Genomic DNA, 15,208 nt, shown 5'->3' with positions numbered 1-15,208 from the left:
AGGATCAGATGCTGGAAAAACAAGACATGATGATTGATAAACAGGATCAGATGCTTGGAAAACAGGATGACCTGATCTCCCTTCAGCATGAAACCGTCGATGAGATCAAAGGCCTTCGAAAAGACTCCAAATCATATCTTGAGAAAGAATTTTCAGAAATTCATAAGAGACTTCATTCAATAGAAAACGCCTTGAATGACGCAGGAATAAAAATCCAATAAGCTCCAGAAATCATCTCAAAAAACCTCACCTCCTCATCTGACATAAAACAATATTCCGGGTTTCAGGATCAAAAACCATCCCAACGTTCATAACCGGCCTGCCATGACCCGGCACTTCTCTGTATACCTTTTCTTCTGAATCTGGGCAAAGACACTCTTTTCTTTCTTGTCACCAAAGCATTGAATTTAAATAAAAAATCCAGATAGAGGTCATGGATAGTCAATATGTGATCTCACGTGGCATTCCCTTCCCCTCTCCGGATTAAAACAATAATTTTAATAGGAAACAAACATACACTAACCCATTTATGCCCGTTTCAGTCCTGTATGTAGATGATGAACTTCCGCACCTGATGCTGGCCCGGGAGTATCTCAGTGCTTCAGGAAAAGTCTCATTAACCTGCGTCTCTTCAGGAAAAGAGGCCATAGAAGCATTACGGACCGGGAAGTTCGATGTTATTGTTTCCGACTATCTCATGCAGGACATGGACGGGATACAGCTCCTTAAATATGTACGGGCAAATTATGAGGGCACCCCGTTTATCCTATTCACCGGTAAAGGAAAGGAAGATATCGTCATATCTGCCCTGAATAATGGCGCAGACTATTACATAAGAAAGGGGAGTGATCCGGTCGTCCAGTTTAGTGAGCTGGAGCAGCGGATTCTCCAGGCATATGAAGGGCATCACGTAAAACAGGAACTTGCCGCACGGGAACAACTCTATCACTCGGTCCTGACCGTCCAGACCGAACTCTTTGTTGACATCCTGCCTGACATGACAATCATCAGGGCGAATGATTCGTACGGTGCCCTGTATGGTATCCCGGCGACCGATCTTATCGGCAAAAAATTCTTTCATGATATCAGCGATGAGGATCGGTCTGATCTTGAACAGACCGTCAGATCACTGACCCCTGAAAATCCGGCAACTGATCTGGAGACAGTAGTCACCTACCCGGATGGGAAAAAAACCCAGATCCTCTGGCATATTGAAGGAGTATTCAGCTCAGAAGGATCGGTCGTCAGTGCACGGGTAACCGGACGGGATACCAGCCAGGCAGCAATGGCACGGGAGGTCCTGCAGGAGTCTGAACAGAAGTATCAGCAGACGATAACTGATGTCCCGCAGCATATTGGCGACTTTGATGAGAACGTTCCGTTAAATTTCATCATTGAAAACACAAATCCCCTTGGAAACTGGCTGCTTCCTGAGCTGATCAGGGAGATGAAAGCGCAGAAGACCTATGGGATTGCAGCAACCACCGGGGGAGAAGGATTTCGGGCTTTTCTTATCTTTGTAAAGGGTGAACCCGAGGGTGGGATTTATATTGACCGTTCCGGGGTCCTGTATGGGGACCGAAGTGTCCTGTTCCTGAAAAATAGTCAGAACTTCACCTTCTATCCGACTGAACCTGAGATAGCGAACCGGTTTGTGACCGGCTGCCGCATCTATGACAAGAGCCATCTCCGGGTTCCGGCATCAAATCCTATCCCGGAGATATCATCAGTCAGGAAGGGAATCGGAAATATCATCATCGACCTGGTCAGAAACGGAATGCCTGCTGCCGGTCTTCGTGTCACGGTAAAAAGCGGGGGGAAGATCGTCGGAAATGATGTCACCTCCCCGCAGGGGCAGACCACCTTCCAGTTACTCTACGGACAATATACCGGAGTCATCCATAATGAGACAGGAATTCTCAAGTCCTTTAGCTTCACGGTGGACAAACCGGAAGTCATCCAGACGGTCGACCTCTCCTGACACCCTGCAGTCTTTCCGAACGTTTTTCCCATAGCAGGTTGGATAATCCTATAGAAGAGTCCTGCATCTGGGAAAAACCGGCACCATTGAAGGATTTCATGAGAGGTTCTGAGTATTCAGACCGGGGATGAGGTCCCCGGATATCGGGGGGGGTATCATGCGGCTGTATCCTAAAATGATTCTTATTATTGCATGTACGTTCTTTGCAGTCATGATAGTGCTCCTTTTCTCGTTTGAGTTCACTATTATGAACACCTTCTCGTCCCTTGAGGAGAAATACCTGGAACGGGATCTGCTCAGGGCCGAACATACCTTCAATGAGGAGATACACCGGCTGGAACAGATCGCAACCGACTGGGCTGAATGGGATACCACCTATGACTTTGTAAAGACCCGGGATCCACAATTTATCTCATCAAACCTGGCACTATCCACATTTCAGTCACTGAAGATAACCTCTTTTATTCTTCAGGATCTGAACGGTACCGTCATTGTCGGAAGAAGCCTTTCTGATATGAATGACCATCTGACCGGTGTTTCACCAGATCTCGTCAGAACCATCTGTCAGATGAATCTGTCACCGTATGAGAAACACTCGGGCCTTTTTGAATGGAACAACTCAGCATGGTTCTTTGCACAAAATCCCATCCTTACCACCCATCGGCATGGGCCGTCCAGGGGGACAATCACCATGCTCAATCGCCTTGACCAGAATAAAATATCTGGCATTTCAAATCAACTACTCCAGAATGTAACGGTCAGAATTCTCACACCTGAAGAGCGGATGACCGGGTCGGCCGTGACTGGATCCCAGGTAACCGGCGATACTCTTGTGATGACGAGGATACTTACAGACATTCGGGGATCACCTCTTCTGCTCCTTCAGGTGCAGACTGTCCGTGACCTGTATGAGAGTGGCCTTTTGACACGGGACTATCTCTTCTTCTCCCTCCTCCTCCTGGTACTCTGCTTTATGGGAGTTGCCATCACGCTCCTGAATCTTATCGTAATCGCACCCCTTGCTGAGCTGAATGCCGAACTGGCTCAGGTCGGTAGAAGTGGGCTCTTATCCGGCCGGATTAAAACCGAACGGGATGATGAGATCGGGGATTTGTGCCGGTCCATCAACCACATGCTTGACCAGATCGAGCAGGCTGAAGAGCAGCGGCATGCAACTGAACAACGCCTTTCCCGCCTCATTGCCCTGGCAGAAGAAGGGATCTGTCTGGTCGGGCCTGATATCCGGATCTGGTTTGCAAACCCGAAACTTGCATCCATCTTTGGGAGAACTCCAAATGAACTGAACGGAATGTCTCTTTTCGATCTCCTTCAGGGGGAATCCATATCGGCTGACGATCTGCTGGGAGACCAGTCAGTTCACCGCGAGCTGCACACGAGAAAGAAAGATGGAACTGAGCTGTATGTCAGAGTTGTGTCAGCACCATATCCGCTTGACACCGGACAGGAAGGGCACCTGTGTGTTATCAGCGATATTACCACCTTCAAAGATAATGAAAAGGCACTCCTCCTCTCGAATAAAAAACTGGGTCTGCTTGGGAGTATGACACGGCATGATATTGTCAACCAGCTGACGACTATCAGAGGGATGCTTGGCCTGGTCCACCGGAAGACAACCGATGAGGTCATTCTCAACTTGGTGGAGGCTGCTGAGGAGGCTGCCGACCGGGTGAATAAGCATATTGAGTTCTCAAAAGAGTACCAGAAGGCCGGGATGCAGGCACCGGTATGGCAGAACCTGCGAACCTGCTGGAGCCTTGCCTATGCCATGACAAAGAAAAAGGGACTCACCTTCACCTATGAAGGGGGAGAGTATGAGATCTTTGCAGATCAACTCTTGCAGAAAGTATTTTACAACCTCATCGACAACAGCCTCAAACACGGAAAGAATGTCTTTTATATCACGATCCACACCCGGATACAGGATACAGATCTGATTATCATCTATGAGGACGATGGCGAAGGGATCCCTGATACGATGAAGGAGCGGATCTTTGAACGTGGTGTCGGATCAGGAACCGGCTGGGGTCTCTTCTTTGCCCGTGAGGTCCTCTCGCTAACCGGTATTACCATCAGTGAACAGGGAACCTTTGGAATCGGGGCACGGTTTCTGATTACGGTTCCTGAAGGCGGGTACCGTCCGGTGCAGACTCCTGTTGGAGATCAAGACTGATCCCCATCATCGTATCACCGCCACACACTGCTATACCATGAACCGGAAGGTTGCCCAGGCAATGATGAGCATCAGAACGGAATATTTCAGGCCGGCAGTCACCCGTCCCTCTCCCATCACCCCGGCGACTAGTCCTGAGAAGAATCCCTGAAACATACCGGCATGAGAGAACACCCTGACATAGAGCGCAAGGTCAAAACCCCCCAGATTAAACCCGGCCTGGCTGGAAGCCCCGGTCTCTGCCCCCAGGTCTGCCATGGTCTTGAGGAATGAAGAGACCAGGATCATCACGACAAAGAGGAAGACCGCAAATGAAGCGAGAATAATAATAACATAGATGAACATGTTGTTCTTCCGATCGGTCTTCATCACCACGTATTCAGCTGAGTCTTTTCCTGCAGCACGAAGAACCTCAACGATATCACCACCGGCATCACTCGCCCGCGCAACAAGATCCACGCTCCGTTCCACGAGGGGGATGGGGATCTCTTTTCCCAGCTGACGGATGGCGTCAATAAATGCAAAGTTCCAGGAGATGCGCTGATCAAGCTGGCGGATATGTGGCGTCAGGGCCCCGTATTCAGCCTGAGAGACCAGATGGATAGCACCGGGCAGCGTCATACCGCTCTCATGCATCCCGGCAAGATCACGGAAGAAGTTTGGAAGTGCCGCTTCAATGCTTGCAATCCGTCTCCCTTCAAGAAGATCGGTTATTGCCAGGGGGCCGACGATGATGACCGTAGTAAAGACCGCAACATCATCAATAAAGGTACTGGTAAGAAGTGCCCCCGGGCCGCCCTGTTGAACAGCCATCGCCAGCCCGATGATAAGGACGATAAGCCCGGACGGAACTGACACATACAGAATATTAATCGGTTTTTCAAACAGGGTTCTGAACGGGTGTTTGACAAACCTGAGCGCACCTTCCGAGTACTGATGATAGGTCTTGATCTTTTGGTAGATCTCATCACTCTGTGGATCTGTCGCAGCTTGTGGTGTTTTCTTCTTCTCAAACAGTCCCATCGTCACCACTCCGGCGTCATTGAATCGATCAGAATCACAAACATCACACTCCCGAAGGGAATAATGAGGTAGATGATAATATACAGAAACAGCGGCGTTGACTCTCCGGAGAGGATCGCCATGATCGACTGGATAAGGATCATAAAGAGCGTTCCGGCCACGAGGGCGGTGACATAACTCTCTGCGATCAGCGCAAGCGTGTCAAGAAACTGTTTCTGGGTCTGCCTGTTCTCTCCGGTATACTGCTCGGCCTTGGTCCTGAAATAGTCTGATATATTACTCCCGGCTGCCACACTCCCGATACACCCCTGCAGAAAATCCCGCATCCGGGGACTTGGGGTACTCATGGAGACATTCTTGAGCGCCTCGATCAGATCCCGGCCAAAGACATCCACCTCAAGGGTGATGTACCTCGCCTCAACCGATGATTCACCGTAAATCGTGGAGTTCCCAAGCTGCCTGAAGACCTCTGCCGGAGTAATCCCTGCCGTGGACATGGCGGCAAGATAATTGATCGCATACGGCAGGGTGGTCTCAATATCACGCCGCCTTCCCCCGGCTATTATGGAGGGATAAACCAGGTAAATAAGAAAGGTGATCCCGTACAGTACCACAAAAGAGACGATTCCTGCTATGATCGTTCCAAGGATGAGATAATACCCCTGAAGCTCGTTGATAGACGCAGCAATATCAGGGGGAACATTTCCCCGGAAGGTGATAAGGCCTGGCACATCAAGGAGGTACACGATGAGCGCAATCAGGAGAGAGCCGATGATTGCAACCAGTACGGAAGATACCGTAGCAGTTGCAAGGTACGCTTCAAACGTGATCCCCATCCGGGCGGATTTCAGATTCTCAATGAGCTCATAGTACTTCTCCCGTTTGCCAGACATCCGGCTCCCCAGAAGGGAGAAGCAGAACCGCTCATATGAGTTCATTGCCACCAGACCGTATCTGCTCCATCAGGGCTTCTGCATCCCTGAAGTACGAGATGACAATCTTGCTCACATCCCGAAAGTCACGGATCTTCTTCTCACGCATCCATTCAAGGACCTCCTGGCGCTGGAGCAGGTCACGCCTGATTCGCTCCTCATCCCAGCCATGCGCCTCCATAATCTCCTCAAGAATGAACGATTTTCCGGAGTACGAGATCTCGTCGGTTGCCTGCCGCCACCGGAACACCTCATTTGTAATCAGTTCATTGGTCCTTGGATCAATGTCAAGGACTTCGATGATCTGTTTATTCCGCCTGATACGCTGCCCACCAACCCGTGCCTGGATCTGAACACATACGAGATCCAGTGCAGAGAGCATGTTCCGGGGAACCGAGATGGGGGGATTTTCAAGCCGATGGACGGCTGATGCGACCGAATCTGCGTGCATCGTTGAGTAGGTGACGTGACCGGTTGACATCGCCTGAAAAAGGGTGAGCGCTTCCCGGCCACGGACTTCACCCACAATGAGATACTCCGGACGCTGACGAAGCGCAGCTTTCAGGAGTTCATACATATCGATCTCCCCTTTCCCGCTCACATCAAACGATTCACGGGTGACACTCGGGATCCAGTTGGCATGGGGCAGTTTCAGTTCTCTGGTATCCTCCAGCGTGACAATCTTTGCAAGGGGTGGTATGAACAGCGAGATTGCATTGAGCGAGGTGGTCTTGCCTGATGCGGTCCCACCGGCAAAGATGCATGATTTCCCGTTCTCAACCGCGAGCCAGAGAAACGCAATAGACAGGGGTGAGAAGGTTCCCCATTCGATCAGGTCAGTCGGGGTGATGGGTTCTTCCTTAAACTTACGAATGGTGAACGTTGAACCATGAGCAGTCACTTCTGAGCCGAGGGTCATCTGGATACGCGAGCCGTCCTGCATGGTTGCGTCCAGCATCGGATCTGCGACTGAGATGTGCTTTCCTGCACGCTGGGCCAGCTTGGTGACGAAGGAGTCAAGCTCTGCAGCGTCCTTGTACAAGAGATTTGATTCTATCGACTCATATCGGGAATGGTAAACAAAAAGCGGTCTTCCTACCCCGTCACAGGAGATATCCTCAATATACCGGTCATGCATGACCGGATCAACCAGTCCGTCACCAAGGAAGTCCTTTTTTAACTGGTAATGGATCTTCTCATAGGTCAGGGGGTCAAGGTTGATTGCATAATCAGCAAGAACCTCGTTCATCATCGACTCAAGGGTCTCTGCTGCCGTCTCCCGGGATATCTGCCGGGTATTGACATTCACCCGTTCAAAGATCCCTTTTTTGATTTCATCGAGCAGTTTTAATTCAGCGTCGGTGTAAACCGGCTCGACTACCTCATACAGATATTCATGCGTAATATAATTGTAGGTAATCCGGATGTATGCATACGGGGGGTTGACCGGATATACTTCTATCTCCTCAGTCCCCGGCGGCGGTTCAAAGGTGAGGTTGACCATCATCCCGTGAATTTTGGGATCATACGGCTCACGCTTCTTTGCAAGGGGGGCAATCTTTGTCAGTGAGCTTAAAAAAGATTTTTTTTCAGGTTTGGCCGTGTCAGATTCCTGAGCCGGCTGCACCGAGGTCTGCTTTTTTCCAAGCCGGCGAAGAACCGGAGATTTTTCAGGCGCTTTTGCCTTCTCTTTCTTTTTTCCCACGAGCGCGGATAATGGTACGGGTTTTGCCTGAGCTGAAGGTTGTACCGGTCCAGAATCTCCCGGAACAGCCCTCTTTTCAGTATCATTTTTTTGCTTCTTTTTAACGCTCCCCACCTTAATTTTCATATTACACTCAGCTGATCAGACAAACACCAGTACGACACCCCACGCCATCTGGTCTGGATCTGACCAAAAGAGACACCCCCTTCTTCTACTACCATAATTACCTAAGCCGCAATAAATAGATAATGGCGTAACTTTCCATATCGTGTTGCGTGGATCTGCACACAGAAGATATCACCATGTCAGATGAGGCTGAAGACAGGGCCGGATCCATGGTCCGGACATATGTCGGGAGAAACAGGACCGGAATCAACGGATTTGACCTTGCCCTTGACGGGGGCTTTCTGCCAGGAAGTACTGTACTTCTGATAGGCTCGGCTACGTCGGGAATTGATCAGTTCGCCCGCCAGTTCTGGGAGATCCTTCCTGAGCACCGGCGATTCTTTATGCTGGATGGGTATCTGCTTGACGGGATGGTCCATGCACGGGGGCTCTCGACAAATGAGATATTTGCCCACGCCGGAGATGGGGGCCTCATTATTGATTCCCTGTCAACACTCATCATGCGTGAAGGAATTGACCCGGTTCTTGCCGGCGTTGTCTCATGCAGGGCCACTATTCAGGCATCCCGGGATAATGCACTCTTCACGCTCTATGAAGGTCTTCATGCCCCCTATAATGAGATTCTTCTGATACGGCTTTGTGATGTGGTCATTCAGCTGCATGAAGAGCGGCATGGCAATGAGATCATCAGAACCCTGGACGTACGGAAATTAACCGGGCTTCAGCCACCAGGAAGACTGCTCCCGTTTATCATTACCGGAAAGGGTATCGAGCTCTCAACCACGTCCCGGGTTGTATAAGTTACATCCAGTCCAGAAACCGCTTCAGACGGCCAGGTCCCTTCTTTTCTTCCTCACTTTTGGTATGCCCGAACCTGCTGTTGATGTCAGCAAAATCGATGTAATCAGGGTTTTCTTCTACCGGCCGCTCCTCCGCAAGAATAATTCCTGATGAACCGGCACGACCCCTGACCAGGGGCGATGGTTTTTGAGCATGTGAAGACTTACATTCGGAGAATGAAGATTCGTCTGCTCTGTCCTCCCCTTCATCATCCATATCAGAGAACGGGGATACGGACGGGAGGTCAGAATCAGGCATTCTGCTGATTAAAAAATCCACATAATCCTCAACCTGGGATCTGAGCCGTGGACTCAAAGATGCGATCTTCTCCTCAAGTGTCATAAGCAATCACCGAAATGAAGGAACCAGTGAAAGAACTCTGCAGGCATGTTCAGCAAGAGAGGTATACAGATATGCTTCTTCCAGTGTTTTTCCGGTGGCAAATGTCCCATGGCCCCGTGCGATACACAGACCGGTGAGCGCCAGACAGTCTGCCACATCATCGGCAAGTTCCCTGCTGCCAGGTTCACCAACCGCTATCGGGATAGTCGGGCAGAACATTTTTCCTTCACTGTCAAGCGGAATGATCTCATCCATCACCAGTGAAGCTGCCACAGCATACGGCGGGTGGGCATGGATAATGGCCCGGTGCCGAGTCTGCTGGTATACTGCCCGGTGAACCCGCCATTCACTCGATGCGTCGGATGGAACATCACCAAAGAGCGGCACACGGACCAGTTCCCCCGGGTCATCAAGGTATGATCCGGATCTGGTGATCAGAAAACTCTCCTCACTATCACGAAGACTCATATTTCCAAAATTTCCGCCGATGAGATGCTCTGAGAAGAGACGTTTTCCAATACGGGTAAATTCTTCGGATGACATTGATCTTACACAAACCGGATTCCGACATCCTTCATCTTGTTAAACCGTGCGATATTCAGGAGGAGGGGAGTAATACTCTCAACAATAGAGGAGGTGGCGAGCGGGCCGGCATCATATGCCTTCAGAAGAGAGATCTGATTGACCAGACCCATGACAATCTCTTTTGCCTCCGGATCATCCCCACAGACCGGAACCGAATACTCAAGTTCGCTTGTGATATCTCTCCACCGGTTTCCGGCAATATTGTTAAATGCCGTGCATATCCGGGTCGAGGGTGGAAGGATTTTCTGCAGGAAGAGAGCGGCAGAGCCCTCAGCCGGCGGGGTGTACACAAAATACTCCCGGCGCTCCATCGGGTTTACTGGGCTTATGACTATCTTTTCTTCCCATCCGGTGATACCCCTGACCGTAGACTCGAGATGCCTGAACGGAATAGCAAGGATGATAACATCAGACTCGCTGACAACCTCCTGGTTACTCCCGGCCTGTACCGAACAGTCAATACCGCGCTCTTTTGCTGAAATGAGACAGGTGTCACAGGTCTCCTGTGCCTTTGAGGGATCCCGTGAGCCGACACACACATCCATGATCCGGGACAGCCGCAGAGCCATCCCTTCTCCAATCTCTCCGGTACCTCCGACGATTCCAACCCGCACGTTATGCCACCAGCGGCCGGAGAACCGATTCCAGAGTATCAGCTTCTGTCACTCCCTGGAATTTCTGAACAACAATACCATCCTTTTCGATGATGATCGTCGGAACAACAGAGATATGGTAGTTCTGGGCTTCGGCCATATGCTCATCAACATTGATCTTGCGGATCTCCACGAGATCACCCATCCGCTTTTTCAGCTCTTCAAGGATCGGTCCCATTCGTTTGCACGGTCCGCACCATTCAGCATAGAAGTCCATAAGAATCGGTTTTGACATGCTGCACCTTAGCAGAATTGCGTTAAAAAAACAGATAAAAGTATGGTATCGGTTATTTGGAGAGGATAGACATAATAATCCGCCCGTATGCCGGACGGGTTACCAGAACACCCACCAAAACACCGAGTATGGTGATAATTGCAAAGCCACGCAGGGTTGAGAGATCCATGACCGCCAGGGGAAGCATGGCAATAAGAACCGTTCCTGCTGATGCTACAATGATACCAAGTGCACGTTTCAGCCGTTTCAGATAGAGATTTGGTGACGGGACCTTTCCTTCGTGGAGGATCTCATCGGTGATGATCACCAGTTGATCAATTCCTGTTCCCAGCACCGCGATCAAACCGGCGATGGTTGCAAGATCCAGCTGCATAAAAAACGTCGTAAATGCCAGCAGAATGATAATCTCAGAGCCATTGATGAGGACCATCGGGAAGACAATACCCGGCTCGCGATACCGGATAAACACACTGACTGCAACGGCTAAAAGGGCGAATAAACCTGCCAGAACGCTCCAGAATTTGAACTGGTCACCAAGCTCGGGTGATACCGACCCTGACCCGGCGATAGTCACACCCACCGGCAGCGCACCGTTCCGGAGATGAATCTCAAGAAGCTTTGCCTGTTCCCGGCCTTCCTCGCCCACACCGGTTGAGGCAAGGAGGTTGGAGGTAGCACGTGACTGGAGCTCCGCTGCAAGATCCGGAGAGAGCGGAGCAGAATATACCACATTCCCGTCCAGGATCATGTCAAGATTATGACCTTCAGGCTTCTTTGTAGCTCCAACCCGAATAGCGGCCTGACGAAGCTCTTCTGCAGCATCCGGAGTAATGACAAAGGATACTCCCCAGTTATTACTGTTCGGCGGAGTCTGGGAGGGGTTTGCAACCGACTGGATGGCATCACCAAAGAGGACGTGTTCAGTCTCATTGCCGGTCGTGTGAATCCGTATCTCAAACTTGCCCTGCTTTCCGACAATCTCCTGTGCCTGTCCCATGGAGACTCCGGCCATCTCAATCCTGATATAGCGGCTGATCCCATTGAGCCCGGTTATCACGTAGACCTTTGCATCCCTCGTTCCAAGACTATTGATCTTGTTCTCAAGGATACGTTTGACATCATCAGCAGTCTCTTTGGTTACTCCTGGATTGAATGAGACAAGTTCCGCATTCATTTCGGAGAATATTGAGCGAAGCTCCTCTTCAGATATGCCCTTTCTGATTTCAAGCGTGTTCTGATCGATTAGGTTCACTTCGGCATCAAGACGGGTTTTGAGTGCAGGAACAAACTTGTCTAATGTCTGATCTGATTTGAATGTCACGATGGCAGACTGAAACTCAAGCTGAATCCAAGAGCCCCCATCAAGATCCAGACCAAACTGCAGGTTTGTATCAAGTCCTGACGGACCGGGGTGAGGAAAGATGACAATGAGTGACGCGATCAGCAGAATCAGGTAGAGTGCAACCCGGTAATCCTTCAGCATGTCGATGAAAGCGTCTTTTTCCATTTATGCACCCCGCTGGCCTGATGATAATCTGCCTTTCCCTTCGGTCATGTACCACTTGATAATACCCGCATTGGTAAGCCAGGTGTTCATGACATCAAAGAAGAGACCGATAAGAAGCACTGATGCTATCTCCCAGATAATCTGAATCCCGCCGACAGCAGAGATCACCCACATGGCAAGAATGGCCCCAAGGGTTGTGGTGGTCATGATAATACCGGTCCTAAAAGCACCCTGTATCTTATCGTCAAACTTCCCCTTCCGTTTAAGGACACGGGAAGTCAGCAGGATGTCACTGTCCACCGAGTACCCGATGAGCATGAGCAGTGCGGCTGTCGTCCCAAGTGAGAGCTGAATGCCCAGAATGTTCATCGCCGCACCGGTCATGACCATGTCGGCAAATGCAGAGATAACGACTGCAGCCGCCGGAACAAAGGTCCTGAATGCGGCAAACACAACGATTGCCATCCCGATAAATGAGATAATAAGCGCGATGACGGCCTGTTCCTGAAGGGTTTTCCCAAATGATGAGCCGATCTGATCTATTTTTGCACCGGAATATTTCTCTTCAACCTTTTTGGTAAACTCAATCGTGGTCGCATCGTTCATTGGCCCGAACTTCAGATACTTCCCGTTGTTAATACCTTCATTGATGCTGATGAGAGGATATCCTGAAAAATATTCCTTGAGCATTTCAGGACTTTCATCAGTTACTATGGTAACACTGATACCGCCCTGAAATTCTATACCCAGGCTGACCGGAAGACCGGTCTCTATCCACATCATCCCGACTGATACCAGTGAGAGCATCAGAATCACCATCGGAATGACACAGAGCTTCACCGGAGAGATGGAGCTGATATCATAGGTGAAAAAATTCATGCGCAGAAGGGTTAGAGCCCTGGGCTCATTAAACCACTCAGATGAATACCCACAATCACCAAAACAAAGAGAGATTTTGCAGCATTGAGAAGAAAGCTTATGATCAGCGGATTGAAAACCGCAGAATATGACATTTCACGCACGCCAGCATCTTGTAGAGAGCAGACTCAAAACCTGGTTATCAGGAGATACCAGTGGGATCAGACATGCTGCCCTTTCTCTCTTTCTCGAGCATGAGGAACTGACCATTGAGGATGTGTACGAACGCCTTGCCCCTGTCTATGAGATCTCATATCATCGGATCGGTGGGATGATCGGACTCATCTCATCGCGTATAGGGATTCTCCAGGGGGTTCGTGATGAAAAACGACGGTGCAGACGATATCGGCTCAGGGAGAAGGATCTCCCGTCGGTGATGAGGATTTTGAGGGCATCATGATGAAGTGAACACAGGAAAGCACAACCATTTTTTTCCCTCACGTATCACCTGTTTTGGATGTCAGAACTGAGAGCCGGCCTGTACGAAGAGGCTGGTTTTTACTCGATCCATATCGACGACGAGGTGATCGAGTATATAAAAGAGCGAAATACTGATTTTCGAATCTCCACATCATGTGGCGGGCCGGTCCTGCTTCCCATCTCTTATAAACCCCCTAAACCAAGTGACCTTGCACTGAAAGCAGGCGAGCATACCATTTATATATCCATGTATCAGGCCAGGTACATTGATCATATCCATATGGGCCTTGTCCCGTACCACATCGGAATGAGGGATGAGGGGTTTTCAGATGAATATCATGGATTTTGATGAGCTTTATTGAGAAAGACCATACCGCTGACATTCTGATGCATATCAGGGCCCCGGATATCACTGGCCTTTTTGCTGATGCAGGCCAAGCCCTCATGAAAACAATGTACCGGGGAACGGCAAAACCGGTGCACGAAGTATCGGTCACTGTCACCGGCAGAACACTCGAGGAACTCCTTCACGCGTTTCTCTCTGAACTCTTGTACGAGTCTGAAGTGCAGAATGTTGTCTTTTCCACGTTTGAATTTCAGATAGAGGACGGAAAGGTCAGTGCAATCCTCCGGGGAGAGCCGTTTGACGCGAAAATTCATGGAGGAGGCACGGAAGTGAAAGGTATCTCCTGGTATGGCCTTTCCATCAGGAAGGAACAGAATGAATATACCTGTGATGTATTGTTTGATGTGTGAGGGACAGATATGATTGACGGTGTTGTACGGAACGGTGAGTATGAATGGGAGCTACCGGTCGGATTTATCCCTGGAATGCATGTGCCTGGCCGGTTCTTCCTCTCTGACACACTCACAAAAACGTTAGAGGAGGGTGCTCTCCAGCAACTTGCAAATGTCGCAACCATGCCGGGGATCATTAAAAACTCCCTCGCAATGCCGGATATACATTGGGGATACGGATTTCCCATCGGGGGGGTTGCGGCATTTGAGTACGATACCGGGGTGATCTCACCAGGGGGTGTGGGTTTTGACATCAACTGCGGCGTCAGGCTTCTTTCAACCCCCTTACAGCCATCAGACCTTTCAAAAAAGAAAGAGATTCTGGATAAGCTCTATGATGCAGTCCCGGTTGGTGTCGGAGCACGTTCCTCCCTTCGGCTCTCTGATACACAGCTTGATGATATGATGACCGACGGGGCTTTGTTTGCGGTGGAGGAGGGGTATGGAAACCAGGAAGATATCATCCACTGTGAGGAGCAGGGCCGGATGAAGGAGGCGGATCCTGCCCACGTGTCACGAAAGGCCAGGTCACGGGGTGTTCCCCAGAGCGGGACACTCGGTGCAGGAAATCATTTTCTTGAGATCCAGGTCGTTGAGGAGATCTATGATGAGGAGGCGGCGCGGATCTTTGGTGTTGAGCAGGGGCAGATCTGCATAATGGTGCACTGTGGATCGCGGGGTCTTGGTCATCAGGTATGTACCGACCATCTGGAGGTGCTTGAACGTGCCGTCTCTAAATACCACATCTCACTCCCGGATAAGCAGCTTGCCTGTGCACCCCTCTCATCACCGGAAGGAAAGGCATATTTTGGTGGTATGGCTGCAGCGGCAAATTATGCCTGGGCCAATCGTCAGATCATCACCCATCAGGTGCGGTCGGTCCTGACCGGCATGTGCGGAATCGGGTATGATGACATCCGCCTCGTGTATGATGTCGCCCACAATGTTGCAA

At 50.2% G+C, this 15,208-nt stretch carries 16 protein-coding genes and 1 pseudogene; 8 read left to right on the top strand and 9 right to left on the bottom strand.

The annotated features are described in order from the left end of the window. The 3 genes and pseudogenes from PLA23_RS03735 to PLA23_RS03725 all read left to right on the top strand — a co-directional run. Nucleotides 1-221 (top strand): annotated as a pseudogene (locus tag PLA23_RS03735) (acylphosphatase); the annotation flags it as partial. A 308-nt stretch (nt 222-529) separates the two neighbouring features. Further along, nucleotides 530-1,981: a PAS domain-containing response regulator gene (locus PLA23_RS03730; RefSeq protein WP_324329074.1), complete on the top strand. Its 1,452-nt coding sequence runs from the start codon at nt 530-532 to the stop codon at nt 1,979-1,981. A gap of 157 nt (nt 1,982-2,138) precedes the next feature. After that, entirely contained in the window at nt 2,139-4,172 is a 2,034-nt protein-coding gene (locus tag PLA23_RS03725) for a CHASE4 domain-containing protein (RefSeq protein ID WP_324474067.1), read from the top strand. 30 nt (nt 4,173-4,202) lie between these two features. Here PLA23_RS03725 and PLA23_RS03720 read toward each other — a convergent pair whose 3' ends face one another. Genes PLA23_RS03720 through PLA23_RS03710 form a run of 3 tightly spaced genes read right to left on the bottom strand, consistent with a single transcriptional unit; the run spans nt 4,203 to nt 7,958 of the window. Beyond that, on the bottom strand, nt 4,203-5,195 hold the full coding sequence (locus PLA23_RS03720) for a type II secretion system F family protein (RefSeq protein ID WP_324329077.1): 993 nt from the start codon (nt 5,193-5,195) through the stop codon (nt 4,203-4,205). Between the two features lie 2 nt (nt 5,196-5,197). After that, nucleotides 5,198-6,133, bottom strand: coding sequence for a type II secretion system F family protein (locus PLA23_RS03715; RefSeq protein ID WP_324329078.1), 936 nt, complete (start codon nt 6,131-6,133; stop codon nt 5,198-5,200). Next, nucleotides 6,120-7,958, bottom strand: coding sequence for a type II/IV secretion system ATPase subunit (locus PLA23_RS03710; protein WP_324329080.1), 1,839 nt, complete (start codon nt 7,956-7,958; stop codon nt 6,120-6,122). Before PLA23_RS03710 ends, PLA23_RS03715 begins: the two co-directional genes overlap by 14 nt. A 176-nt stretch (nt 7,959-8,134) precedes the next feature. Here PLA23_RS03710 and PLA23_RS03705 point away from each other — a divergent pair, with 176 nt between their 5' ends. After that, on the top strand, nt 8,135-8,758 hold the full coding sequence (locus PLA23_RS03705; RefSeq protein ID WP_324474065.1) for an RAD55 family ATPase: 624 nt from the start codon (nt 8,135-8,137) through the stop codon (nt 8,756-8,758). A 1-nt stretch (nt 8,759) separates the two neighbouring features. On the opposite strand, the gene PLA23_RS03700 is transcribed toward PLA23_RS03705, so the two are convergent. Genes PLA23_RS03700 through PLA23_RS03675 form a run of 6 tightly spaced genes read right to left on the bottom strand, consistent with a single transcriptional unit; the run spans nt 8,760 to nt 12,999 of the window. Next, nucleotides 8,760-9,140 (bottom strand): hypothetical protein, encoded by a 381-nt coding sequence (locus PLA23_RS03700; protein ID WP_324329084.1) that lies wholly within the window; start codon nt 9,138-9,140, stop codon nt 8,760-8,762. Between the two features lie 6 nt (nt 9,141-9,146). Continuing rightward, the gene (locus PLA23_RS03695) at nt 9,147-9,683 is read right to left on the bottom strand and encodes an aldolase (protein ID WP_324329086.1); all 537 of its coding nucleotides are present in this window, start codon (nt 9,681-9,683) and stop codon (nt 9,147-9,149) included. A 5-nt stretch (nt 9,684-9,688) separates the two neighbouring features. Further along, nucleotides 9,689-10,339, bottom strand: a complete 651-nt coding sequence (npdG, locus tag PLA23_RS03690; RefSeq protein WP_324329088.1) for an NADPH-dependent F420 reductase — start codon at nt 10,337-10,339, stop codon at nt 9,689-9,691. 1 nt (nt 10,340) lies between these two features. Continuing rightward, entirely contained in the window at nt 10,341-10,613 is a 273-nt protein-coding gene (locus PLA23_RS03685; RefSeq protein WP_324329090.1) for a thioredoxin family protein, read from the bottom strand. Nucleotides 10,614-10,665: 52 nt separating this feature from the next. Then, nucleotides 10,666-12,120 (bottom strand): preprotein translocase subunit SecD, encoded by a 1,455-nt coding sequence (locus PLA23_RS03680; protein ID WP_324329093.1) that lies wholly within the window; start codon nt 12,118-12,120, stop codon nt 10,666-10,668. Then, nucleotides 12,121-12,999 (bottom strand): protein translocase subunit SecF, encoded by an 879-nt coding sequence (locus PLA23_RS03675; protein WP_324474063.1) that lies wholly within the window; start codon nt 12,997-12,999, stop codon nt 12,121-12,123. 127 nt (nt 13,000-13,126) lie between these two features. On the opposite strand from PLA23_RS03675, the gene PLA23_RS03670 reads away from it, so the two are divergent. From PLA23_RS03670 to PLA23_RS03655, 4 genes are all read left to right on the top strand, one after another. Then, nucleotides 13,127-13,438: a DUF2551 domain-containing protein gene (locus tag PLA23_RS03670; protein ID WP_324331951.1), complete on the top strand. Its 312-nt coding sequence runs from the start codon at nt 13,127-13,129 to the stop codon at nt 13,436-13,438. 57 nt (nt 13,439-13,495) lie between these two features. Beyond that, nucleotides 13,496-13,807 carry a hypothetical protein gene (locus tag PLA23_RS03665; RefSeq protein ID WP_324331950.1) on the top strand — a complete coding sequence of 104 codons (312 nt, stop codon included), beginning with the start codon at nt 13,496-13,498 and terminating at the stop codon, nt 13,805-13,807. Further along, nucleotides 13,807-14,214 (top strand): archease, encoded by a 408-nt coding sequence (locus PLA23_RS03660; protein WP_324474061.1) that lies wholly within the window; start codon nt 13,807-13,809, stop codon nt 14,212-14,214. The genes PLA23_RS03665 and PLA23_RS03660 overlap by 1 nt, the downstream gene beginning before the upstream one ends. 9 nt (nt 14,215-14,223) lie before the next feature. After that, nucleotides 14,224-15,208 (top strand): RtcB family protein (locus tag PLA23_RS03655; protein WP_324474059.1); only part of this gene is annotated, 985 nt, incomplete at its 3' end.

Source organism: Methanospirillum sp., assembly GCF_035406105.1.
In the GTDB taxonomy this organism is placed as follows: Archaea; Halobacteriota; Methanomicrobia; order Methanomicrobiales; family Methanospirillaceae; genus Methanospirillum.
Note: the sequence above shows the minus strand (reverse complement) of the source record. Positions and strands in the feature narration are given on the sequence as shown.